This window comes from Pseudarthrobacter sp. rb (assembly GCF_056389225.1).
In genome coordinates this window covers 219,184-240,895 of record NZ_JBWJAR010000001.1, presented here as the reverse complement: position 1 = coordinate 240,895, position 21,712 = coordinate 219,184, and the positions used below count along the sequence as shown (strand labels likewise).

Sequence of the window (21,712 nt, the reverse complement as noted above, 5' to 3'; positions counted from 1 at the left end):
TGTCCACGGCGGTCATCCCTTGACGTAGGGGATGCCGCTGGCGGCAGGCCCCCTGGACTTGCCCACCAGGCCGGCGACGGCGAGTACGGTTACCAGGTAGGGCAGCATGGCCATGAACTGGCTGGGCACGGGCGTTCCGATGATGGTCACGATGCTCTGCAGGTTGTCCGCGAACCCAAACAGCAGTGCCGCGAAGAAGGCGCCCACCGGGTTCCAGCGGCCGAAGATGAGCGCCGCCAGGGCGATGAAGCCGCGGCCACCGGAGATTTCCTTGGTGAAGCTGTCGATCGCTACCAGGGTGAAGAAGGAGCCGCCAATGCCGGCGACGGCACCGCCCAGGGTGACGTTCCAGAACCGGGTGGCATTGACGTTGATGCCCAGGGTGTCCGCCGCCTGCGGGTGCTCCCCCACCGCACGGACGCGCAGGCCCCACCTGGTCTTGAACAGGCCGACCCAGACCACCGCGACGGCCACGTACATGAGGTAGCCCACCAGGGACTGCCGGAACAGGATGGGCCCGATGATCGGGATCGCGGAAAGAATGGGGATATCAATGACGTCCAGGCCCGGCGGCGAGTTGAACTGTGCTTTGTTGGCCTGCATCACGGTGCTGAACAGGAAGCCCGTCACGCCGGATACCAGCACGTTGAGGACGACGCCGACGATGATCTGGTTGACCAGGTACTTGATGCTGAACAGGGCCAGGACCATGGACACCACCGCCCCGGCAACGGCTGCAGCGAGCAGTCCGATGAAGGCGTTCCTGGTCATGCTGGCAACGATGGCCGCGGTGAACGCCCCGCCCAGGAGCTGCCCCTCGATGGCAATGTTCACCACGCCTACGCGTTCGCACAGGACACCGGACAGCGAACCGAACACCAGCGGAACCGCGAGCGTCACGGATCCGGCGATGAGGCCGGCCAGCGAGATGGTGGGCGTGCGGGCCCCGCCCACCACCCAAATGAGGAAGGCCGCCACGAAGATCACGATGAAGGTGACCGCCAGCCAGCCGGGCGCGGGCTGGTTCCTGGTCTTGAGGAAGACGGCGTAGGCGGCGAGTGCCACGAGCAGCACCGACAGCACGATGCCGCCCGCAAAGGCATTGATTTCCAGCGCCGGAAGTTGAAAGAAGTCGCCCCCTGTGGAGATACCGAAACTGGCTGTCTGGCTGGGTGCCAGGAAGCCGAAGAACACCAGGGAGACAAGGGCGAACACCGTGAGCAGGACGGGAGTCTTCCAGCTGACCGGTTTGGCCGAAAGCGCCGCGGCGGGTGCGGCCGCCTTGGAGCCCCCGGGCTGCGGGCTGCCGGGCCTGGACGATGAAACTGTTGTGCTCATGCGGCACCTCCGGTAGTGGCTGCCTGCCCGGACTTGGCTGCGCGCGCGGGCTTCCTGCGCCGCGGGTTCAGGCCGAAGACGGCCCGGACCAGCGGCGGTGCGGCGATGAAAAGGACAATCAGGGACTGCACCACCAGGACGATGTCGATGGGGGTGCCGGTCTGGATCTGCATCTGGACCGCCCCGGCGCGGAAGGCGCCGAACAGCAGGCCGGCGGCGAAGGTGCCCCACGGCGTCGAACGTCCCAGCAGTGCCACCGTGATGGCGTCAAAGCCGTACGTGGCGGCGACGCCGTCGGTGAGCACCTTCTCGGTGCCGGCAACCTGGGCCACGCCGGACATGCCGGCAAGGCCGCCGGCGATGGCCATGACCAGGATGGTGGACCGGGAGACGTTGATGCCGGCGGTCTGCGCTGCCTTGGGGTTGGCGCCCACGGCCCGGAATTCGAAGCCAACGGTGGACCTGTTGAGGAGCCACCAGACCAGGACCGTGGCGCCGATGGCCAGGATGAAGCCGAGGTGCAGCCTGTACTGGCTGCCCAGGATCTGCGGGTAAACGGCGCTGGGATCCAGGATGGGCGAGATCGGATTCGACTCCCCCGGCCGCTGGAATGCGGGCGTGTTCAGCAGGTAGCGCAGGAAGTACAGCGCAATGTAGTTGAACATGATGGTCAGGATGACCTCGTGTGCCCCGGTGCGTGCTTTGAGCAGGCCGGCGAGACCGCCCCAGAGGGCGCCGCCGACGATTCCGGCCACGAGCACCAGCAGCAGGTGCAGTCCCACCGGGAGGTGCAGCGCGAAGCCCACCCACGCGGCCAGGATGCCCGCCACGATGATCTGGCCCTGCGCACCGATGTTGAACAGCCCGGCCCGGAATGCCAGCGCCACGCCCAGGCCGGCCGTGATGAGCGGCGTGGCGATGGTCAGGGTTTCCATGAAGGGGGCGAACTGTGCTGCCAGCCCGTTGCCGCGGGGGTTGAACACCGAACCTTGGAACAGGGCGATGTAGGAGCGGGTGGCGGCATTCCAGACCGCCGCCAGCATGTCCGTGGGCCGGGCGAAGAAGTAGCCGGCGGTGGTGGAGACCTGTTTGTCGGTGCTCGCGATGAGCAAGCCGCCGAGGATCAGCGCCAGCAGCACCGCGAGCACCGATACCATGCCGCTGCCGGTGAAGATCCGGCGCAAAACGGTGTCGGAGCCACCGGGCAGCTGTCCGCTCTGGGCCGTGGCCGGCACCGCTGAGGGCTGCATGGCTCCGCCGGCGGTATCGACGGCCACCACTGCCGCGGTCTGTTCCCCCGGTGCAGTCTCCTGGCCGTTGTGCGGCGAAGGTGCGGACTGCGGGTCCGGGGCGTTTTCTGGGGCTTGCTGGTCAGGCATGGTCGGCTCCCTCGGCGTTGGCGGCAGGGGCCGGGGTGCCGGCCTGCGGGGTATGTGCATGGTCTGCCGGTGCGTGTTCTTCCGGCGGGATGCCTGCCATCATGAGGCCCAGGACGTCCCGGCTGGTCCCGGCGGGAACGGTGCCCACCAGTTTGCCCTTGTAGAGCACTGCGATGCGGTCGGCCAGTTCCATGACTTCATCGAGCTCGGTGGAAATAATCATCACCGGGGTGCCCTGGTCGCGCTCGGCGACGATCCGCCGGTGCAGGAACTCGATGGAGCCAACGTCCACGCCGCGCGTGGGCTGGGAAGCGATGAAGAGGCGCAGGGGCCGGGAGAGCTCACGGGCCATGACCAGTTTTTGCTGGTTGCCACCGGACAGGGTTCCGGCCGCCGCTGCAGCCGACGGTGTGCGGACGTCGAATTCACCGATGCGCGCCTTGGCGTTCTCCATGATCTTCGCCGGGCTCATGCTGATCCCCTTGGCGAAGGGCGGCTTGTCATACAGGTCGAGGATCAGGTTCTCGGCCACGGAGAAGGTGCCCACCAGCCCGTCCACCTTGCGGTCTTCGGGCACGAACCCGACGCCGGCGTCCAGGACTTCCTTGACGGACCGGCCCACGAGTTCCTTGCCATCCAGGACGATGGAGCCGGTGACCCGCTCCTGCAGGCCCAGGATGGCTTCGGTGAGTTCGGTCTGCCCGTTGCCCTGCACGCCGGCGATGGCCAGGATTTCGCCGCGCTTGATGTGGAAGCTGAGGTGGTCCACCACGTGCTGGCCGTTGGGCGCGACGACGGTGAGGTCGCGGACGTCGAACGTGGTTTCCCTGGGTTGGGCAGCGGCCTTGTCCAGGGTCAGGCTCACGGCCCGGCCCACCATCATCGAGGCGAGCTCGGTGGTGGAGGCGGCAGGATCGGCGGTGCCCACCACCTTGCCCCGGCGGATCACGGTGATAGTGTCCGAGACTTCCTTGACCTCGCGCAGCTTGTGCGAGATGAAGACGATGGAGGTGCCGCGCGACTTGAGCTGGCGCATGATGTCCAGGAGTTCATCCGTCTCCTGAGGCGTGAGCACGGCCGTGGGTTCATCGAGGATCAGTACCTTGGCATTCCGGACCAGCGCCTTGATGATTTCCACCCGCTGCTGGACACCCACCGGCAGGTCCTCCACCAGGGCGTCCGGGTCCACGTCGAAACCGTACTGGTCCGAGATCTCCTTGATGCGCTGCCGGGTCTGGTCCAGGTTGAGGAAGCCCGCCGCCTTGGTGGGTTCCGCGCCCAAGGCTACGTTCTCCGCCACGGTGAAGACCGGCACCAGCATGAAGTGCTGGTGCACCATGCCGATTCCCGCAGCCATGGCGTCGCCGGGCCCGCGGAAGGTGACGGGCTTGTCATCGATGAGGATGTCGCCTTCGGTGGGCTCGTACAGCCCGTAGAGCACGTTCATCAGGGTGGATTTGCCCGCCCCGTTTTCTCCAAGGAGGCAGTGGATCTGCCCGGGCTCAACCACCACGTCGATGTGGTCGTTGGCCAGCAGCGTGCCAAAGCGTTTGGTGATCCCTCGAAGCTCAAGTTTCAAAACTCTGACCAATCTCGAAGCGTCCGGTGATCAGACCGGACGGGATATATGGCTGCAGCACCAGCCTAGTGGCTGCAGTACCGGGAGGCGCCGGCCGCGCGCGGTAAACGTCAGGCCAGCAAAAAGCGCCACCGGCCGGCCAGTGGGTGACGGACCGGCGGTGGCGCTTCGTGTGGTGGGTCAGGCCTTGGGGCTTGCTGCGGACTCGACCTTCAGCTTGCCGTCGACGATGTCCTTCTTGATCTTCTCGAGGTCGGACTTCAGTTCCGCGGGGACCTGGGAATCGAGGTCGTGGAAGGGTGCCAGCTGCACGCCGTCGTTGGCGAGCGTGCCCACGTACGGGGTGCTGTTGAACTTGCCGTCCTTGTCCTCGGAGACCACGGTCTCCACGGCCTCGCCCATCTGCTTCATGACCGAGGAGAGCATGATGCCCTTGTAGTCCGGGGCGGTGAGGTAGCCGTCGGAGTCAACCCAGATGAGCTTGACGTCCTTGCCGGCAGCCTTGGCTTCGTTGAGCGCGGCTCCTGCACCCTTGCCCACTGGACCGGCCACCGGCATGACGATGTCAGCGCCCTGGTCCAGGAAGTTCTTGGTCAGCTGCTTTCCAACGTCCTGCTTTTCGAAGTCGCCGGTGAAGCTGCCGTCCTGGGCGTCCTTGTTCCAGCCGAGCAGCTTGACGTTCTTGCCCTTCTGCTGGTTGTAGTACTTCACGCCGTCCGCGTAGCCGTCCATGAAGATGGTGACGGTGGGGATCTTGATGCCGCCGAAGGTGGCCACGGTCCCGGTCTTGGTGGTGCCTGCGGCCAGGTAGCCGGCCAGGAATGCCGCCTGGGCGGTGTCATAGATGATGGGCTTGACGTTGCTGATGGGCTGGTCATAGCCGAAGTCGATGATGGCGAAGTGCTTGTCCGGGTTGGCCGTTGCCTGTGCCTTGGTGGCGTCGCCCAGCAGGAAGCCGACCGTGATGGTCAGGTTGCAGCCGGCGGTAACCATGGCCCGCAGGTTGGGTTCGAAGTCGTTGTTGGTCTTTGACTCGATCTGGTTGACCTTGATGCCAAGGTCCTTCTCGGTCTTCTTCAGGCCCTCATAGGAGGACTGGTTGAAGGACTGGTCATCGAACCCGCCGGAGTCCGAAACGATGCAGCCTGTGTAGTCGCTGGCACCTGCGGATGCTGTACTTCCGGCTTCGGGGGCCGCACCGCAGCCGGTAAGTACAAGCGCGGACGCACCGAGGGTGGCCACGCCGGCCATTGAACCGCGCTTGAAGCTGGCACGCAGTGATTTCTTCAATTTTCCTCCAGGGATGATGCGAGTGGCGCTACGGGCTGGAATTCAATGAGTGTCCGTTTCGGCGCTGAAATTCTGTTTTCACTGAAGGCACGCAGCACTGCGCCGGAGCGCACTGATGGCACTTACTTTAGTGGCCTGCGCCACGTCCCCATAGCACGCCGGGAGTCCATCCGGGAGATTGTTTACAAGTTGTTACCAAGCAGTAGGGGCACCGCGGAAAGCGGTGCCCCTACTGCTCGCGGATGCCTGCGGCGGCTACAGCCGGACCAGCATCTTGCCGGTGTTTGCCCCGTCCAGGAGGTCCATGAACGCCTGCGGCGCGTTCTCCAGCCCGTCCACGATCGTTTCGTCGTAGCGTACGGTGCCGTCCGCAAGCCAGCCGGCCATCTTCTCCGCGAACTCAGCCGCGTGCTGCCGCTGGCCACCCACCAGGAAGCCGCGCAGGGTCAGCTGCTTGCCGATTGCCTGCATCAGGTTGTGCGGTGCGGGAGTCGGTTCGGTGGAGTTGTACTGTGCGATCGCGCCGCACATTGCCACCCGGCCGCCCACATTGAGGACCGCCAGGGCCGCCTCCAGGTGCTCGCCCCCCACGTTGTCGAAGTAGACGTCGATGCCGGCGGGGCCTGCTGCCTTCTGCAGCTGCTCCACCACGGGACCATCGTGGTAGTCGAACGCGGCGTCGAAGCCCAGCTCCAGGAGGCGTGCCACCTTGGCGGGCGAGCCTGCAGAGCCGATGACCCGCGAGGCGCCCATGGCCTTGGCGATCTGACCGACGAGGGAACCGACCGCACCTGCTGCGCCGGAGACGAACACGGCGTCCCCCGGCTTGAATTCCGCTACCTTCAACAGGCCGGTGTACGCCGTCAGCCCGGTCATGCCCAGGGCGCCGAGGAAAGCCGAGGCCGGCGCCAGGTCAGTGCGGGCAGGGGTGGCAGCACTCCCGTCCACCACCGCATACTCCCGCCAACCCAGGGAATGGACGACGACGTCGCCCTCCTTGTGTGCCGACGAACGGGACGCGACCACCTCACCCACCGCGCCGCCGTCGAGCGCTTTGCCCACGGCGAAGGGAGCGGAGTAGGACTTGACGTCGTTCATGCGGCCCCGCATGTAGGGGTCCACGGACATGAAAAGGTTGCGCACCAAGATCTGGCCGTCTTCGAGTGCGGGCAGGGGTGACTCTGCGAGTTCGAAGTTGTCACCGGAGGGGCGCCCCACGGGGCGGGAGGCGAGCCGGATTTCACGGGTGGTGGTTGCGATGGCTGTGCTCATGCTGCGTACTCCAGAATCTTGAGGTCGACGTTGATGTTGCCGCGGGTGGCGTTCGAATAGGGGCAGACCTGGTGTGCCTTGGCCACCAGGTCCTCTGCGGTGGCCAGGTCCAGGGCGGGAAGGGCGATTTCCAGTTCGGCGGCCAGCCCAAAGCCGGCACCGCCGTCCAGTTGCCCAAGGTGGATTTTTGCTGCGACGGCCGAGTCCGTGAGGTCTGCGCCTGCCTTGCGGCCGACCAGGCGCAGTGCGGAGTGGAAGCAGGCGGCGTAGCCGGCGGCGAAGAGTTGTTCAGGGTTGGTGCCCTGGCCGCTGCCCCCGAGTTCCACAGGGCTGGCCAGGTCCACGGCCAGCCGGCCGTCGTTGCTGCGTGCGGTACCGTCACGCCCTTCGCCCGAGGCCAGTGCCTCGGCGGTGTAGAGAGTTTTCACGAAATAAGTCCGTCCTGTAGGTGGGATGGTGCCGGATTCAGCGTTCAGAGTGATTCATGCAGCGCGGCCGTGAGCTTGCCCAGGGTGGTCCGCAGCCGGTCAAGTTCATCCAGCGAGAGCCCTGCGGCGTCGGCCAGCCGCTGCGGGATGGCGCTGGCCGGGCCGCTGAGGCTTCGCCCGGCGGGGGTCAGGTGGATGGCGACGCGGCGCTCATCCTCGCCGGACCGCCGGCGTTCCACGAACCCGAGGGCTTCCAAACGCTTGAGCAGGGGCGACAGGGTGCCTGAGTCAAGGCCGAGTTCTCCGCCGAGTTCCTTGACTCCCCGGGGTTCGCTTTCCCACAGCACGAGCATGACCAAATACTGCGGGTAGGTGAGGCCCAGCTCGTCCAGGACCGGCCGGTAGACGGCGGTGGCGGCCCGGGACGCCGAATAGAGCGCAAAACATACTTGCCGGTCCAGGCGGGGTGCTTCGGTCATGGAACTACCGTAGCGCACAACTAAGTTGTGCACAACCTACCGCCACGCGGACCGCCACGGTTGAACCGCCGTCGTGCTTTCCCGCCGCCGGATCCGCACCTCCCGGCCGGCCCCCGGCGGGACGGGGCTAGGAAAGGGGCGCCTGCTCCAGGTCCCGGATGGTGCGCAGGGCTGCTGCCGTGAGCACCCGGATGCCCAGGCCCAGGGACCGTTCGTCCAGGATGTAGTCGCCCCGGTGCAGGTCGTAGTCCTCGCCGCCGGGCGTTTTGGTGCCCAGCCGCATCATCGCGCCGGGAAGTTCGGCCAGGAACCACGCGAAGTCCTCGCCGCCCATGGACTGGGGTGTCAGCACCACGGCGCTTTCCCCGATCTCGGCGCGGGCAGCGGCCTCGATGATCGCCGTCTCATGCTCGGAGTTCACCACCGGCGGCACTCCCCTGGTGTGTTCAAGGTGGACGTCCACGCCGTAGGGCGCGGCCACCTGGTGCACCACCTCGTCGAGCAGTTCACCGGCGGCATGCCAGGCGTCCCGGTCCAGGCAGCGCATGGTTCCCGCCATGTAGCCGCTGCCGGGGATCGCGTTGGGCGCCGAGCCGGCGGTGATCTGGCCCCACACCACGGAAACGCCGCTGCGGACGTCCACCCTGCGGGACAGCACGGCCGGGACGTTGACGGCAATCTGCGCCAGCGCGAACACGAGGTCCTCCGTGAGGTGCGGGCGGGAGGTGTGGCCGCCGCGCCCGGACAGTTCGATCCGGATGGTGTCCGAGGCGGACGTGATGGCACCGATTCTGGTGCCCACCTTGCCCACTTCGATCCGCGGGTCGCAGTGGAGGGCGAGGATCCGGGGTACGCCGTCCAGGACACCCTGTTCGATACAGGCATGCGCGCCGCCGGGCATGGTCTCCTCGGCGGGTTGGAAGATGATCCGGACGGTGGCGCCGAGGGGTGCTTCCTGGTGCATCCGGTGCAGGACCAGGGCAATGCCCAGCATGGTGGTGGTGTGCACATCATGGCCGCAGGCGTGGGTCACGCCGTGGTTCTTCGACGCGAACGGCAGGCCCGTCTCCTCGATGATGGGCAGGGCGTCGATGTCACCGCGCAGGGCTGTTGCGATGGGGCCTTCGCCGACGTCCACCGTCAGGCCGGTGCCTTCCAGGCGGCGGGGGCTCAGGCCTGCAGCTTCGAGCCGCTCGGCGAGCTTGTCCGTGGTGCGGAACTCCTTGAAGGACAGCTCCGGGTGCGCATGCAGGTCCCTGCGGAATTCGAGCAGTTCCGGGAGGAGCGGTTCAAGCCAGGGAGCCACCAGGGCGGTGGGCTCGGCTTCAGTAGTGTAGTTGCGCACTGTTTCACTCTAGCGAGGGTGGCGGCATTAGCGCCCATTCACTGAGCCGCATTACATCCCGGCCCTGCCGGCACGTGGAGTGCCGGCAGGTTCCCGGTCAGAGGACGTCCGTGTCCCCGCTCGCCTTGAGGGCGTCCACGGCAGCCTTCACGCGCTGGGAATTGGCCATGGTGGTCACCAGAAGGGCGTCCGGGGTGTCCACGATGACAACGTCCTGGATTCCGATCAGGGCGATGACACGCTTGGTGTCGGTGACTACAACGCCACTGGAGTTCTCGGTGAACACGCGGGCGCCTTCACCGAGAACGGTGACGTCGTCCACTTCCTTGGCGCTGTTGAGGCGGCCGACCGAGGCGAAGTCGCCGACATCGTCCCAGCGGAAGGAACCGGGCACGACGGCGACGTCCCCGGCTTCGGCGGCGGGTTCGGCCACCGCGTAATCAATGGCGATCTTGGGCAGGGTGGGCCAGATGCGGGCAGTGACCTCGTCACGCTGGGGGGTGTCCCAGGCACGGGCGATTTCCTGCAGGCCCTGGAACAGTTCGGGCTGGTTGGCCTCGAGGTGCTTGAGCATCAGCGACACGGGCGCCACGAACATGCCGGCGTTCCATACGTAGTCGCCGCTGTCCACGTACTGCTGGGCCACCGTCTCGTCCGGCTTTTCGACGAACTCCACAACGTCGTGGGCGCTGGGGGCGCCTTCGATGTGGAGGGCCTTGCCGGAGCGGATGTAACCGAAACCGGTGGACGGGTGGGTGGGCTTGATGCCGATGGTCACGATCTTGCCGGCGGCAGCGGTATGGATGGCTTCCCGGACTGCCTCCTGGAAGAGGTTGTCCGGGCTGATCACCTGGTCGGCGGCAAAGGAACCCATGATGGTGTCGGGATCGCGTTCGTGCAGGATTGCCGCGGCAAGGCCGATTGCCGCACCGGAGTCCTTGGGCTCAGACTCCAGGACAAGGTCGGAGTCGCGCACCTCGGGAAGCTGGCGGCACACGGCTTCACGGTGCGCCTGGCCGGTCACCACCAGCATCCGGTTGCCCGCGAGGGGATGCAGCCGGTCGTAGGTGGCGCGCAGCAACGTGCTGCCCGATCCGGTGAGGTCGTGAAGGAACTTGGGAGCTGCTGCTCGTGACAGAGGCCAGAGGCGGGTCCCCACTCCGCCTGCCGGAATCACCGCAATGAAGCGGTCAAGGGGTGAAGCCGGGCTTGTCACTTTGTCTGTACTCATCACGGCTACTTTAGCTGAAGGGCCGCGCGCGGCTCCTGTGGCGGCGCACGTGCCCGCGTTTTGGCCTCTGCCCCGGCCTCCGGGCCAGCACCGATGTGGTGTTTGTCTCATTTCCCCGCAAAATCCGCTCCAGCGCTGGGCACCAACAATCGTCTAAATTGAATAAGCTGTTAGCGAAGCCTAGATTTAGGCCTGAGCTACGAGTGCTCTCACAGCAGGCGTTCCCCCCGCATGGATCTCATGCCAGCGCCGCTGTGTTGCAGGGAGGTTTATCAGTGCCGACAAAACCAGCTGGCACCTTGTACCGCGGCCGTGAAGGCATGTGGTCCTGGGTAGGACACCGTATTACCGGTGTAGTGATCTTTTTCTTCTTGTTGGTCCACGTCCTGGACACCTCCTTGGTGCGTGTGTCACCGGAGGCCTACACCGCCGTGATCGGCGCCTACAAGAATCCGCTGATGGCGCTGGGTGAGACCGGACTAGTGGCTGCCATCGTTTTCCACGCCTTCAACGGCCTGCGGATCATCGCGGTCGACTTCTGGAAGAAGGGCGCCAAGTACCAGCGGCAGATGCTGTGGGCAGTCCTGGCCCTCTGGGTCGTGACCATGGTCGCCTTCTCCATCCGCCACCTGTCCCTCGCCCTCGGAGGTCACTAAGCCATGACTGCAACCATCGAGAGCCCCCGCAGCGGCCGGATCGCTCCCCAGTACCGCCGCAGCGGCGGTTCCAAGGGCAACTTCGAGATGATCGCCTGGCTGTTCATGCGCCTTTCCGGCGTGGTGCTGGTGGTCCTCATCTTCGGCCACCTGTTCGTGAACCTCATGGTCGGCGAAGGCATCCACGCCATTGACTTCGGCTTCGTGGCCGGCAAGTGGGCCGACCCGTTCTGGCAGTTCTGGGACCTGGCCATGCTGTGGCTGGCCATGCTGCACGGCACCAACGGCGTGCGGACCATCATCAACGACTACGCCGAGAAGACGTCCACCCGCCGCTGGCTGAAGACCGTTCTCTACGCGGCGGCTGTGGTCATCATCCTCCTGGGCACCCTGGTCATCTTCACCTTCAACCCGTGCCCCGTAGTGAACGGCGTTGCCCTTCCGGGTGGCTTCTGCCCTGCCTAGCACTGGCACGACCCTGGGCCCGCGGGCTTGTCCGCGGGCCCTGTTTTGCGGAGCAGGCAAAGCCGCCCCGTTGTTTTATAGCGAATTTTGAGAGAAAGAGCGTCTGGTATGCAGGTCCATAAGTACGACGTCGTCATCGTCGGTGCCGGTGGCGCTGGCATGCGCGCCGCGATCGAGTCCGGTCAGCGCGCGCGCACAGCAGTACTGACCAAGCTCTACCCCACCCGCTCGCACACGGGTGCGGCGCAGGGTGGCATGTGTGCAGCCCTTGCCAATGTCGAGGAAGACAACTGGGAATGGCACACCTTCGACACCGTCAAGGGCGGCGACTACCTGGTTGACCAGGACGCCGCCGAGGTCATGGCCAAGGAAGCCATCGACGCCGTGCTGGACCTGGAAAAGATGGGCCTGCCCTTCAACCGCACGCCCGAGGGCCGCATCGACCAGCGCCGCTTCGGCGGCCACACCCGTGACCACGGCAAGGCTCCCGTTCGCCGTGCATGCTACGCCGCGGACCGCACCGGCCACATGATCCTGCAGACCCTGTACCAAAACTGCGTCAAGCACAACGTTGAGTTCTACAACGAGTACTACGTCCTGGACCTGCTGACGGTTGAAGAGGACGCTGTCCGCGAAGACGGCACTGCCTACAAGCAGAAGCGCGTGGCCGGCGTCGTCTCCTACGACCTCGCTTCCGGTGAGCTGCACGTGTTCCAGGCCAAGTCCGTGGTGTTCGCCTCCGGTGGCGCCGGCAAGGTCTTCAAGACCACGTCCAACGCCCACACCCTGACCGGTGACGGCATGGGTATCGCTTTCCGCCGCGGCATCCCGCTGGAAGACATGGAGTTCTTCCAGTTCCACCCGACAGGCCTGGCCGGCCTGGGCATCCTGCTGTCCGAGGCCGCCCGCGGTGAAGGTGCAATCCTCCGCAACTCCGAGGGTGAACGCTTCATGGAGCGCTACGCCCCCACCATCAAGGACCTGGCGCCGCGTGATATCGTGGCCCGTTCCATGGCCAATGAGGTGCGCGAAGGCCGCGGCTGCGGCCCGAACAAGGATTACGTCCTCCTGGACCTGACCCACCTGGAGCCGGCGCACATCGACGCCAAGCTCCCGGACATCACCGAGTTCGCCCGCACCTACCTTGGCGTGGAACCGTACACCGAGCCGGTGCCGGTGTTCCCCACCGCGCACTACGCCATGGGCGGCATTCCCACGAACATCCAGACCGAGGTCCTGCAGGACAACGACACCGTGGTCCCCGGCCTCTACGCAGCCGGCGAAGTTGCCTGCGTCTCCGTCCACGGCTCCAACCGCCTGGGCACCAACTCGCTGCTGGACATCAACGTCTTCGGAAAGCGGGCCGGCATTGCCGCCGCGGAGTACGCAAAGACCGCGCCGTACGTGGAGCTGCCGGAGAACCCGCTGGCCTACACCACCGAGCTGCTGGACATTGCCCGCAACGGCACCGGCGATGAGAAAGTAGCCCAGATCCGCAAGGAACTGCAGGACACGATGGACGCGAACATGCAGGTGTTCCGCACGGCGGACACCCTGAACCAGGTGCTGCGGGACATCGAATCCTTCGAGGAGCGGTACAAGCGCATCAACGTCCAGGACAAGGGCAAGCGCTTCAACCTGGACCTGCTCGAGGCCGTTGAGCTCGGCTTCCTGCTGGAACTGGCCAAGGTCATGACCGTGGCCGCCCTGCACCGCGAGGAATCCCGCGGCGGACACTTCCGCGAGGACTTCCCCGAGCGTGACGACGAGAAATTCATGAAGCACTCCATGGCGTACAAGGATGACCACGCGCCGGCTGACGGATCGGCGGAATCAATCGCCGGTATCCGCCTCGCCACCAAACCGGTCGTCTTTACCCGCTACGAGCCGATGGTGAGGAAGTACTAGGATGAGCACCGAAATCGCTGAGCCAGCCTCAAAGGTTGAACTGCCCGCCGGCGTCGGCGGCGGAGGCGAGATCCCCACGTTCGACGTCCACCTGCGGGTCCGCCGGTACAACCCGGAGGTTTCCGAGGAAGCCACCTGGGACGATTTCCACCTGACCATGTACGGAACGGACCGTGTCCTGGACGCCCTGCACAAGGTGAAGTGGGAGACGGACGGCACCCTGTCATTCCGCCGTTCCTGCGCCCACGGCGTGTGCGGCTCGGATGCCATGCGCATCAACGGCCGCAACCGCCTTGCCTGCAAGACCCTGTTGAAGGACCTGGACACGTCCAAGCCCATCACGGTGGAGCCCATCAAGGGCCTGCCGGTGGAAAAGGACCTGATCGTGGACATGGAGCCCTTCTTCCAGTCGTACCGCGAAGTCATGCCCTTCCTGATCAACAAGGGCCACGAGCCCACCCGGGAGCGCCTGCAGTCCGCCGAGGACCGTGAGCGCTTCGATGACACCACCAAGTGCATCCTGTGTGCTGCGTGCACGTCCTCCTGCCCCGTGTTCTGGACCGACGGGCAGTACTTCGGCCCGGCTGCCATCGTGAACGCGCACCGCTTCATCTTCGACTCCCGCGATGATGCCGGCGACATGCGCCTGGAGATCCTCAACGACAAGGAAGGCGTGTGGCGCTGCCGCACCACCTTCAACTGCTCCGAAGCATGCCCCCGCGGCATCCAGGTCACGCAGGCTATCGCCGAGGTCAAGCAGGCCATCCTGGCCCGCAGGATCTAGGGCAGTTCCAGCAACAGTATTACGGCCGACGGCGTCACCCACCACACGTGGTGGAGGGCGCCGTCGTCGTTCCAGCACTTAAGCACCCCGGATGCTCTATCAGCTTTGGTCCCTAAGGCGGGGGTTTAGGGACCACAAGTGATAGAACAAACTGTCCGGCCGCAGAAAGGGTCCCCTTTGTCCCGCTCCGAAAAAGTGTCCTTTGCAGGTTCCACGGGCGAAATGCTGTCCGGCATCATTGATGTTCCCGAGGGCCCGGTCAAGGGCTGGGGAGTGTTTTCCCACGGCTTCACGCTGGGCAAGGACAGCCCCTCCGCGGCACGGATGTGCAAGGCGCTGGCGGACAGCGGCATCGGCATGCTGCGTTTCGACAACGTTGGCCTGGGCGGCTCCGCCGGGGAATGGTCTGCCGGATCCTTCAGCCACAAGGTGGCGGACACGGTGAAGGCGGCGGAATTCATGCGCAGCGAGGGGAAGGAAATCTCGCTGCTGGTGGGCCATTCGTTCGGCGGCGCTGCGGTCCTTGCCGCTGCCCGGGAGATTCCGGAACTGGACGCCGTTGCCACCGTGGGAGCGCCCTTCTCCCCCAAGCACGTAGCCCATGTGTTCGATGCCGCACTCGACCGGATCCTGAGTGAGGGCAGCGCCGAAGTGGACCTGGGCGGCAAGCGCGTGGAAATCCGCCGGCACTTCGTGGAGGACCTTGAGAACGCGGACCTGACGGACTGCATCAGGCAGCTGCACAAGCCGCTGATGGTGCTCCACTCCCCTACCGACAACACCGTAGGGATTGAGAATGCCAGCACCATCTTCCAGACCGCCCGCCACCCGCGGAACTTCGTCTCCCTGGAGGGAAGCGACCACCTCCTGACCGGCAAGGGCCAGGCCGCCCGGGCAGCGCGGATTATCGCCGCCTGGGCTGACCAGTACCTGGACGCAGGGAACGGCTCTTAGACGGCCGCTGGGCGATGCAGGTCAGGTCTGGGGCGTCGCCCGCCGCGCGCCGAGGATGGTTTTCCGCTGAGCTCCGCCGGACTCCAGGTCAGCCTCACGGATCGCCGACCACGCGGCTGAGACAAGGTAGACCTGGCTGACCAGGTTGAACCAGATCAGCAGGCCGATGATGATGGCGAAAGAGGCGAGGATTGGGTTCCGGCTGGCACCTGCCAGCAGCTCGGTGCTGAAGATCTGCAGAACGGTGGTGCCTACGGCGGCGAGGATGGTGCCTTCGAGCAGCGCCTGCCGGGACAACTTGAGTCCGGCCGCGAGCCGGAACATGATCAGCGCTGTGACCCAGTTCAGGACCAGCGGCACCACGATCTTGACCGACGTGGTGAGGGGTCCGGCCACGGCGTCGCTAAGATGCAGGAAGCCCACCACCCAGCCCGCCGCCGTGCCGAAGACAAGGGAGGCACCCGCGCTGATCACCAGGGCCAGCCCCAGCAGCAGGAGGGTTCCGGCATCGCGCAGCCTCACCAGGATGGGGTTGACCACGAGCGGAGGAAGTTGGAGGACGCCGCGCAGCCCGTCCCTCATCCCGTTGATCCAGCCCAGCGAGGTGATGATGGTGACCACGGCGGCAATAACCGCCGTCCAGCCGAGGCTCCCCGGGTTCAGGAGGTCCTTTGGGTCCACCAGTCCGTCCCCGTTGCCGACTTTCAGGAGGCCCGGGGCGCTTTGCGCCACCGTGGCAACAATGGTGTCAAGGAGGGCCGGCTGCCCGCTGAGGACAAGCCCGGCTATCGAAAAACCGGTGGTGAGGAGGCCGGTGATGGAGAAGAACATCCGGAAGCCAATCCCGGCGCTCAGCAGGGGCCCGTGCTGGCGGTTGTAGTGCTGGAAGGCCCGCATGGGGCGCAAGGTGTTGAGTTTGGCCAGCAGCAACTGGACCAGTGCCATCAGGCCCGGCACCACGCCGCCGCCCGCTCTCCTGGCTTTCCCCCATTCCATCCGCTTCTGGATGACGGCCAGCTCCAGCTGGGCGTGCTCGGTGGGCAGCGGCTGCCGGTCAGCCGCTTTCGGTTGTAGTGTCCGCGGCAGCGTCCGTGAAGCTGGTGCCGGCGTGGTTGTCAGTTTCGGTCCCAAAGTCCAGCTCTTCCCGTAGCTGCCAGATGCCGTCGGCATCATGCTCATAGAGTCCCATGCTAACCACGGGGAAGGTGGCCCTGTAGTTCTTCAGCACCGTTTCGGCTTCATCCAGGCTTTCAGGGGCGACATCATGGGCGATGGTGACGTGGGGATGGTAGGCAAAGGGCAGTTCGCGGTGAAGGGGACCCTGCTGCAGCTTGCGGTGCAGGTCCACGCACTCCTCGAAGCCGTCCTCCACGTTGATGAACACCACCGGCGAAACCGGCCGGAAAGTTCCGGTTCCGGCGATGGTCACCATGAAGGGGCTCTGCCAGCGGGCCACCTCGCGGACATGCCGGAGCGTGGCCTCCCAGTCCTGGGTGGGAGTAGTGGTGACCAGCGTGATGTGCGCGGGCACCACCCCGGCCAGGGGATCGCCAAAGGACGCGCGCCAGCGCTGCAGTTCGTCAGCTATCTCGGCGGGGAAGCCCAGGATGACGCCCACACTGATTTCGTCGCTGCGGGCAACTTCATGGTCCGTTGCCGCGTTGTGGCCGGACTGGTCTTCGAAGCGGTCGGCCAGGGACCGCTCCGCCTGGCCGGCGGAGAAGGCACCTCCCCTGGCGGTGACGTTTCTCGAAGACATGGCGCTAGCGGACTCCTGCGAGGCTGAGGGACGGCAGGAAACCCATGCGCTGGTACACCTGGCCCAACGTGACAGAGGCAATTTCCCGGGCCCGTTCCGCACCGAGGGCCAGCAGCCGGTCAAGCTCGGCGGGATCAGCCATCAACTCGTTGGTCCGGTTTCGGAGCGGAGTGATGAAGTCCACCACCACCTCCGCAAGGTCCACCTTGAGGTGGCCGTACATCTTCCCCTGGTACTCGGCTTCGAGCTCCGCCACCGACTTCCCGGTCAGGGAAGAGTAGATGGTCAGCAGGTTGGAGACGCCGGGCTTCTCCTCGGCGTCGAAGCGGATGTCCGTGCCTGCGTCCGTCACTGCCGACTTAATGCGTTTGGCGGCGATCTTGGGATCCTCCAGCAACTGGATGGCACCGTTGGGGGACTCCCCCGTCTTGGACATCTTGGCGCTGGGGTTCTGGAGGTCGTAGATCTTGGCGCTTTCCTTGACGATTGTCGCCTCGGGAACCGTGAACGTGTGGCCAAACCGGGTGTTGAAACGTTGCGCGAGGTTCCGGGTCAGTTCCAGGTGCTGCCGCTGGTCCTCGCCCACCGGCACCAGATCGCTCTGGTACAGGAGGATATCCGCAGCCATCAGCGTGGGGTAGGCGAAAAGGCCCAGCGTTGCGGCGTCAGCGCCCGACTTCTGGGTCTTGTCCTTGAACTGCGTCATCCGGGACGCCTCACCGAAACCGGTGATGCAGTTCAGCGCCCAGGCAAGCTGTGCGTGCTCCGGGACATGGGACTGGACAAAGAAGATGCTCTTGTCCGGGTCGATGCCGGCGGCGATGTACTGCGCCGCCACAATGCGGGTGCGCTTGGCCAGTTCGGCGGGATCGAAATCCACCGTGATGGCATGCAGGTCCGGGATGAAGAAGACGGCGTCGTATTCCGCCTGCATGTCCACCCAATTGCGCACGGCGCCGATGTAATTGCCCAGGTGCAGGGAATCCGCAGTGGGCTTGGCGCCGGAAAGGATGCGCTTCTTGGCAGTGGAGGAAGTCTGGGTGGTCATGGAAAGACTTTCGGGCTTAGAGCTGGTAGTCCACTACCAGCGGGGCGTGATCGGAGAAGCGGGTATCCCACGAGGCAGCACGGTCAACAACGGCCGAAATGGCGGACGCTGCCAGTCCGGGGGTGGCCATGTGGTAGTCGATGCGCCACCCGGTGTCGTTGTCGAACGCCTTGCCGCGCCAGGACCACCACGTGTACGGCCCGTCGACGTCGCCGGCAAGGTTCCGGTGGACGTCATGCCAGCCGATTTCCTCACCAAAGAAACGGTCGAAGTAGGCGCGTTCCTCCGGCAGGTGGCCGGCCTTCTTGAGGTTGCCCTTGGAGTTCCTGATGTCCCGGGGCGTGTGGGCGACGTTCAGGTCCCCCACCACCAGCGCGTGGTCGCTGTGCTTGGTCAGCTCCGGAAGCCGCGTGCTCATGACGTCAAGGAAGCGGTACTTGTCGTCCTGCTTGGGAGTCCCTACCTCGCCGGAGTGCACGTAGGCGCTGGCAACGGTGAGCTGGACGGGGTTCCCCGCAGCGTCAGGTATGCGGAAATCAGCCTCCACCCAGCGCCCGGCCGTGGCGAAGTAGTCATCCCCAATGCCGTTCCTGGTTTCGAGCGGCTCCTGGCGGGAGGCGATGGCGACGCCGGCACGGCCTTTTGCTTCCGCCTCGGCGTGCAGGATATGCCAGCCTTCCCCGAGCAGCTCCCGGACGACGGCGTCAGGGGCGCGCACTTCCTGCAGGCAGAGGATGTCCACTTCGCGCGGCTCCAGCCACGCCGCCATGCCGTTTTTGTAGGCAGCCCGGAGGCCGTTGACGTTGACTGATGCGATGCGAAGGTGGTCCTTGTTCAATGCCGAGCTCACCCGCTCCACTCTAGTCGATGATGGTTCCGGTCACCGGCTCTCCGCTGCCGCCGGAGGACTTGATCATGTCCCGGGCATTGGTGGCCGTGATCTCGATGGTCTCGAGCGCGCGGTTGATGGTGTCCTGGTTGGCGGCGGCGCCCTTGGCCCGTTCCTCTTCCACTACGCGGATCTGTACCTGGACGATTTTGAAGGAGTGGTCCAGTTTCAGGTCGCGCACTTCGTCGGCCTCGGTGCGTTCGTACACCACCCGGGTGCCCCCATGATCGGCCGATGCCTGCACCGGGGCGCGGCCGGTTGCGGTGTGGAAGGCGCTTTGTGCCTCGGACAGCTTGGCACCGGCTTTTTTGGCGGCCCGTTGGATGCTGAAGACCACGAAGGCGGCCAGTGCCAGCCAGAACGCGGCGATGACGGCAACAACCCAGCCCACGACGTCGTTCTGGTTGGCGGCGAAGATGACGGCCACAATGAACGCCGTCACCAGGACCATCAGGCCGGGCCCGCTGATCCGGAACATCGAAAAACCGGCCCTGGCGGGTTTGGCGGATGACGAGGAGCTGCCCAAAGTTCGCATGGAGCTATTGTCTCAAACGCCGGCCTGTGCTTCGGCCGCCTTCCACCGCCGGCGAACAGCTCCGGGCGGGCCCGGTCACTTCTGCCGCCGGTCCCCGCTGCGCAGGACCTCCATCCGTTGCCGGTACTCGGTCTCGTCAACCTCGCCCCGGGCATAGCGCTCACGCAGCACTCCTTCGGCCCCCTGGGCGGCTGCCCAGTGCTGGTTGCGGCGCCAGGTCCTGCGGGCCACGAAGATGAACAGCGCGATGACCAGGATCCAGAAGAGCGGGAACAACAGGAACCAGGGGGAAAAGGCACCGTGCCAGGGTCCATAGACGACCGTATCGGCCGGCACCTGCGCAGCCGCGGACAGGGCCGCAGTGGACAGTGCGGTGGTGGACAGTGCGGTGGTCAGTGAAGCCAACATTTTTTGTTCTCCAGACTCTCTTAACCGGCCGGGGATCCGGCCTTGTATCGAGTCTCGTTGCCGCACCCCGGCCGGGGCGTCCGGCGGCGGGAGTCACCTGCACCGGGCCGCGTACTCCCCGGGGAGTCCCGCTGCTGCTTCCCGTACGGACTCAGCCTGCCCAGCCGGGCCGGACCAGGCCGGATTCGTAGGCCAGCACCACCAGCTGCGCCCTGTCCCTGACCATCAGCTTCACCATGATCCGCGACACATGCGTCTTGGCCGTGAGCGGAGTGATGAACAGGCGACCGGCGATTTCCGCATTGTTCAAACCCTCCCCCACAAGCTGGAGGACTTCCCGCTCCCGGTCGGTGATGCGGTCCAGTGCCACCGGCGGTTCGGCGGCGCGGGAGTGCCGCGCCAGCTGGGCCATGATCCGCCGCGTCACTGAGGGCGACAGCAGCGCATCGCCGTCGTGCACAATGCGGACTGCACGCAGCAGCTCGGCCGGTTCAGTGTCCTTGACCAGGAAACCGGCAGCCCCTGCCCGCACCGCCTCGGCGATGTAGTCATCCAGCTCGAAGGTGGTGAGTATGACCACCCGGGTACTTGGCAGCGCCGAGTCGGAGAGGATCTGCCGTGTTGCCTCCAGGCCGTCACCGTCCGGCATGCGGATATCCATCAGGACCACGTCGGGATGCCACTGGCGGGCCAGCCGCACCGCGTCGCGCCCGGTCCCGCATTCGGCCACGACCGTCATGTCGGCTTCGGCGTCCAGCAGCGCCCGGAAGCCCGCGCGGATCAGGTTCTGGTCATCGGCCAGCAGGATGCTGATCATCCTGGTTCCTGCCCTGCACCGGCGGCCAGAGGGAGGACCGCGCGGACCCGCCAGCCCGTACCGGACTGCGCCGGCCCCAGCTCAAGCCTGCCGCCCAAAGCTGCAACCCGCTCCCGCATGCCGGTGATGCCGTTACCTTCGGGCGCCGTGCCGGCCCCGGCGCCGTCGTCGTCAATGGCAACCAGCAACTCCCCTTTCGCCGCGTGGATGGTGATCTGGGCTGTCCGCGCTCCGGAATGCCGGACCACATTGGTCAGGGCTTCCTGCACAATCCGGTACGCCGCTTCCTGCACTGCATCGGGAACGTGTTCCAGATGCGCGCCGGTCTGGAGCCGGACATCGAGCCCGGCCCGCCGCGCGTTGTCAACGATTTCCGGGACCCGGCCCAGGCTGGGCCGGCTGGTGGGGCTCAACGGCGCATCTTCCCGGAGCACGCCCAGCAGCTGGCGGACTTCAGCCAGTGATTCCCGGCTCGCTGCCTTGATGGTTTCCAGGGCAGGGCGGAGCTGCGCTGGATCCTTCTCGCCCAGGTGCAGCGCCACCGAGGCCCGGACATTGATCAGGGACAGCGAATGGGCCACCACGTCATGGATGTCCCGTGCCAGGGCAAGCCGGTATTCGTCGCGGGCAGCCTGCTCCGCCGCGGCCTCCTGGCGGCGCCGTTCGGCCACCCGTTCGCCGCGGAACCGCACCCCTTCCCCGATCAGGACCAGGATGGCCAGCCATGAGGACCCGGCGAAGGCGCGGACGAACGCCGCTTCATCGCCGCTGCGCGCGGCGGCAAAAAACAATGCCAGGATTCCCGCCGCGGCCCCGGACCATGCCACAGCGCGCTTTCCGGCCGCCGCCGTCAGGATCAGTGCCATCGCAAAGGACAGGACCACCGGGCCCCACGCGTAGCCCAGTGCAAGGTAGGCCGCGGTGGCCCCGGCGGCAACGGGCAGCATCACCAGCGGCGCGCGCCGGCGGAAAGCCAGCGCGGCCGGCCCCAGCAGCAGCAATGCCAGCGCCAGGGGGTCCAGCGGCGCGTGTCCGGGCTGCCGCACCGACGCGAACGCCGACCCCGCCACCTGGATCACGGCGACCACCACCACGATGACGGCGGTGGGTGGTCCCCTGAAACGGCGCTGCATGGTCCGAGCCTATTC

General features: G+C 65.9%; 22 protein-coding genes. 5 read left to right on the top strand and 17 right to left on the bottom strand.

Annotation, left to right across the window (positions count from 1 at the left end; all coding sequences use genetic code 11):
• Nucleotides 1-12: 12 nt before the first annotated feature.
• The 9 genes from ACWRN3_RS01045 to ACWRN3_RS01005 form a co-directional block, all read right to left on the bottom strand.
• A complete protein-coding gene (locus ACWRN3_RS01045) occupies nucleotides 13-1,338 on the bottom strand; it encodes an ABC transporter permease (protein ID WP_476739646.1) in 1,326 nt (441 codons plus the stop codon).
• The gene (locus ACWRN3_RS01040) at nucleotides 1,335-2,717 is read right to left on the bottom strand and encodes an ABC transporter permease (protein WP_476739645.1); all 1,383 of its coding nucleotides are present in this window, start codon (nucleotides 2,715-2,717) and stop codon (nucleotides 1,335-1,337) included. The genes ACWRN3_RS01045 and ACWRN3_RS01040 overlap by 4 nt, the downstream gene beginning before the upstream one ends.
• A complete protein-coding gene (locus tag ACWRN3_RS01035; protein WP_476739644.1) occupies nucleotides 2,710-4,296 on the bottom strand; it encodes an ABC transporter ATP-binding protein in 1,587 nt (528 codons plus the stop codon). The genes ACWRN3_RS01040 and ACWRN3_RS01035 overlap by 8 nt, the downstream gene beginning before the upstream one ends.
• Nucleotides 4,297-4,476: 180 nt before the next feature.
• Entirely contained in the window at nucleotides 4,477-5,586 is a 1,110-nt protein-coding gene (locus ACWRN3_RS01030; RefSeq protein ID WP_476739643.1) for a BMP family lipoprotein, read from the bottom strand.
• Nucleotides 5,587-5,841: 255 nt separating this feature from the next.
• Complete coding sequence (locus ACWRN3_RS01025) at nucleotides 5,842-6,858, bottom strand: NADP-dependent oxidoreductase (RefSeq protein ID WP_476739642.1); 1,017 nt, start codon at nucleotides 6,856-6,858, stop codon at nucleotides 5,842-5,844.
• Complete coding sequence (locus ACWRN3_RS01020) at nucleotides 6,855-7,286, bottom strand: organic hydroperoxide resistance protein (RefSeq protein WP_476739641.1); 432 nt, start codon at nucleotides 7,284-7,286, stop codon at nucleotides 6,855-6,857. The genes ACWRN3_RS01025 and ACWRN3_RS01020 overlap by 4 nt, the downstream gene beginning before the upstream one ends.
• A gap of 44 nt (nucleotides 7,287-7,330) precedes the next feature.
• A complete protein-coding gene (locus ACWRN3_RS01015; RefSeq protein WP_476739640.1) occupies nucleotides 7,331-7,765 on the bottom strand; it encodes a MarR family winged helix-turn-helix transcriptional regulator in 435 nt (144 codons plus the stop codon).
• Between the two features lie 127 nt (nucleotides 7,766-7,892).
• Nucleotides 7,893-9,110 carry an amidohydrolase gene (locus ACWRN3_RS01010; RefSeq protein WP_255174842.1) on the bottom strand — a complete coding sequence of 406 codons (1,218 nt, stop codon included), beginning with the start codon at nucleotides 9,108-9,110 and terminating at the stop codon, nucleotides 7,893-7,895.
• 97 nt (nucleotides 9,111-9,207) lie between these two features.
• Nucleotides 9,208-10,341, bottom strand: coding sequence for a mannose-1-phosphate guanylyltransferase (locus tag ACWRN3_RS01005; protein WP_159632567.1), 1,134 nt, complete (start codon nucleotides 10,339-10,341; stop codon nucleotides 9,208-9,210).
• Between the two features lie 275 nt (nucleotides 10,342-10,616).
• On the opposite strand from ACWRN3_RS01005, the gene sdhC reads away from it, so the two are divergent.
• The 5 genes from sdhC to ACWRN3_RS00980 all read left to right on the top strand — a co-directional run bounded on the left by sdhC (nucleotide 10,617) and on the right by ACWRN3_RS00980 (nucleotide 15,108).
• On the top strand, nucleotides 10,617-10,997 hold the full coding sequence (sdhC, locus tag ACWRN3_RS01000; RefSeq protein ID WP_081620212.1) for a succinate dehydrogenase, cytochrome b556 subunit: 381 nt from the start codon (nucleotides 10,617-10,619) through the stop codon (nucleotides 10,995-10,997).
• 3 nt (nucleotides 10,998-11,000) lie between these two features.
• Nucleotides 11,001-11,462 (top strand): succinate dehydrogenase hydrophobic membrane anchor subunit, encoded by a 462-nt coding sequence (locus tag ACWRN3_RS00995; RefSeq protein ID WP_142130710.1) that lies wholly within the window; start codon nucleotides 11,001-11,003, stop codon nucleotides 11,460-11,462.
• A gap of 108 nt (nucleotides 11,463-11,570) precedes the next feature.
• Nucleotides 11,571-13,370 carry a succinate dehydrogenase flavoprotein subunit gene (gene sdhA / locus ACWRN3_RS00990; protein ID WP_476739639.1) on the top strand — a complete coding sequence of 600 codons (1,800 nt, stop codon included), beginning with the start codon at nucleotides 11,571-11,573 and terminating at the stop codon, nucleotides 13,368-13,370.
• A gap of 1 nt (nucleotide 13,371) precedes the next feature.
• Nucleotides 13,372-14,154 carry a succinate dehydrogenase iron-sulfur subunit gene (locus ACWRN3_RS00985; RefSeq protein ID WP_255174839.1) on the top strand — a complete coding sequence of 261 codons (783 nt, stop codon included), beginning with the start codon at nucleotides 13,372-13,374 and terminating at the stop codon, nucleotides 14,152-14,154.
• 177 nt (nucleotides 14,155-14,331) lie between these two features.
• Complete coding sequence (locus tag ACWRN3_RS00980) at nucleotides 14,332-15,108, top strand: alpha/beta hydrolase family protein (protein WP_141940544.1); 777 nt, start codon at nucleotides 14,332-14,334, stop codon at nucleotides 15,106-15,108.
• A gap of 21 nt (nucleotides 15,109-15,129) precedes the next feature.
• Here ACWRN3_RS00980 and ACWRN3_RS00975 read toward each other — a convergent pair whose 3' ends face one another.
• The 8 genes from ACWRN3_RS00975 to ACWRN3_RS00940 form a co-directional block, all read right to left on the bottom strand.
• Nucleotides 15,130-16,104 (bottom strand): YihY/virulence factor BrkB family protein, encoded by a 975-nt coding sequence (locus ACWRN3_RS00975; protein ID WP_255175542.1) that lies wholly within the window; start codon nucleotides 16,102-16,104, stop codon nucleotides 15,130-15,132.
• A gap of 58 nt (nucleotides 16,105-16,162) precedes the next feature.
• On the bottom strand, nucleotides 16,163-16,867 hold the full coding sequence (locus tag ACWRN3_RS00970; protein WP_255174838.1) for a 2'-5' RNA ligase family protein: 705 nt from the start codon (nucleotides 16,865-16,867) through the stop codon (nucleotides 16,163-16,165).
• 4 nt (nucleotides 16,868-16,871) lie between these two features.
• On the bottom strand, nucleotides 16,872-17,915 hold the full coding sequence (gene trpS, locus ACWRN3_RS00965; RefSeq protein ID WP_255174837.1) for a tryptophan--tRNA ligase: 1,044 nt from the start codon (nucleotides 17,913-17,915) through the stop codon (nucleotides 16,872-16,874).
• Between the two features lie 16 nt (nucleotides 17,916-17,931).
• Nucleotides 17,932-18,765: an exodeoxyribonuclease III gene (locus ACWRN3_RS00960; protein ID WP_324644541.1), complete on the bottom strand. Its 834-nt coding sequence runs from the start codon at nucleotides 18,763-18,765 to the stop codon at nucleotides 17,932-17,934.
• 10 nt (nucleotides 18,766-18,775) lie between these two features.
• Entirely contained in the window at nucleotides 18,776-19,339 is a 564-nt protein-coding gene (locus ACWRN3_RS00955; RefSeq protein ID WP_255174835.1) for a hypothetical protein, read from the bottom strand.
• 75 nt (nucleotides 19,340-19,414) lie between these two features.
• Nucleotides 19,415-19,747: an SHOCT domain-containing protein gene (locus ACWRN3_RS00950; protein ID WP_476739638.1), complete on the bottom strand. Its 333-nt coding sequence runs from the start codon at nucleotides 19,745-19,747 to the stop codon at nucleotides 19,415-19,417.
• 151 nt (nucleotides 19,748-19,898) lie between these two features.
• Nucleotides 19,899-20,564 carry a response regulator gene (locus ACWRN3_RS00945; RefSeq protein ID WP_476739637.1) on the bottom strand — a complete coding sequence of 222 codons (666 nt, stop codon included), beginning with the start codon at nucleotides 20,562-20,564 and terminating at the stop codon, nucleotides 19,899-19,901.
• Nucleotides 20,561-21,697 (bottom strand): sensor histidine kinase, encoded by a 1,137-nt coding sequence (locus ACWRN3_RS00940; RefSeq protein ID WP_476739636.1) that lies wholly within the window; start codon nucleotides 21,695-21,697, stop codon nucleotides 20,561-20,563. The genes ACWRN3_RS00945 and ACWRN3_RS00940 overlap by 4 nt, the downstream gene beginning before the upstream one ends.
• Between the last annotated feature and the right edge of the window lie 15 nt (nucleotides 21,698-21,712).

Excerpts from the sequence above, each read along its gene's own strand:
- ACWRN3_RS00975 (WP_255175542.1), bottom strand. The coding sequence starts at position 16,104 with ATGGAATGGGGGAAAGCCAGGAGAGCGGGCGGCGGCGTGGTGCCGGGC.
- ACWRN3_RS01040 (WP_476739645.1), bottom strand. The coding sequence starts at position 2,717 with ATGCCTGACCAGCAAGCCCCAGAAAACGCCCCGGACCCGCAGTCCGCA.
- ACWRN3_RS00945 (WP_476739637.1), bottom strand. The coding sequence starts at position 20,564 with ATGATCAGCATCCTGCTGGCCGATGACCAGAACCTGATCCGCGCGGGC.
- ACWRN3_RS00955 (WP_255174835.1), bottom strand. The coding sequence starts at position 19,339 with ATGCGAACTTTGGGCAGCTCCTCGTCATCCGCCAAACCCGCCAGGGCC.
- ACWRN3_RS01005 (WP_159632567.1), bottom strand. The coding sequence starts at position 10,341 with ATGAGTACAGACAAAGTGACAAGCCCGGCTTCACCCCTTGACCGCTTC.
- ACWRN3_RS01015 (WP_476739640.1), bottom strand. The coding sequence starts at position 7,765 with ATGACCGAAGCACCCCGCCTGGACCGGCAAGTATGTTTTGCGCTCTAT.
- trpS (WP_255174837.1), bottom strand. The coding sequence starts at position 17,915 with ATGACCACCCAGACTTCCTCCACTGCCAAGAAGCGCATCCTTTCCGGC.
- ACWRN3_RS00995 (WP_142130710.1), top strand. The coding sequence starts at position 11,001 with ATGACTGCAACCATCGAGAGCCCCCGCAGCGGCCGGATCGCTCCCCAG.
- ACWRN3_RS00940 (WP_476739636.1), bottom strand. The coding sequence starts at position 21,697 with ATGCAGCGCCGTTTCAGGGGACCACCCACCGCCGTCATCGTGGTGGTG.
- ACWRN3_RS00985 (WP_255174839.1), top strand. The coding sequence starts at position 13,372 with ATGAGCACCGAAATCGCTGAGCCAGCCTCAAAGGTTGAACTGCCCGCC.
- ACWRN3_RS01025 (WP_476739642.1), bottom strand. The coding sequence starts at position 6,858 with ATGAGCACAGCCATCGCAACCACCACCCGTGAAATCCGGCTCGCCTCC.
- ACWRN3_RS01045 (WP_476739646.1), bottom strand. The coding sequence starts at position 1,338 with ATGAGCACAACAGTTTCATCGTCCAGGCCCGGCAGCCCGCAGCCCGGG.
- sdhA (WP_476739639.1), top strand. The coding sequence starts at position 11,571 with ATGCAGGTCCATAAGTACGACGTCGTCATCGTCGGTGCCGGTGGCGCT.
- ACWRN3_RS00970 (WP_255174838.1), bottom strand. The coding sequence starts at position 16,867 with ATGTCTTCGAGAAACGTCACCGCCAGGGGAGGTGCCTTCTCCGCCGGC.
- ACWRN3_RS00950 (WP_476739638.1), bottom strand. The coding sequence starts at position 19,747 with ATGTTGGCTTCACTGACCACCGCACTGTCCACCACCGCACTGTCCACT.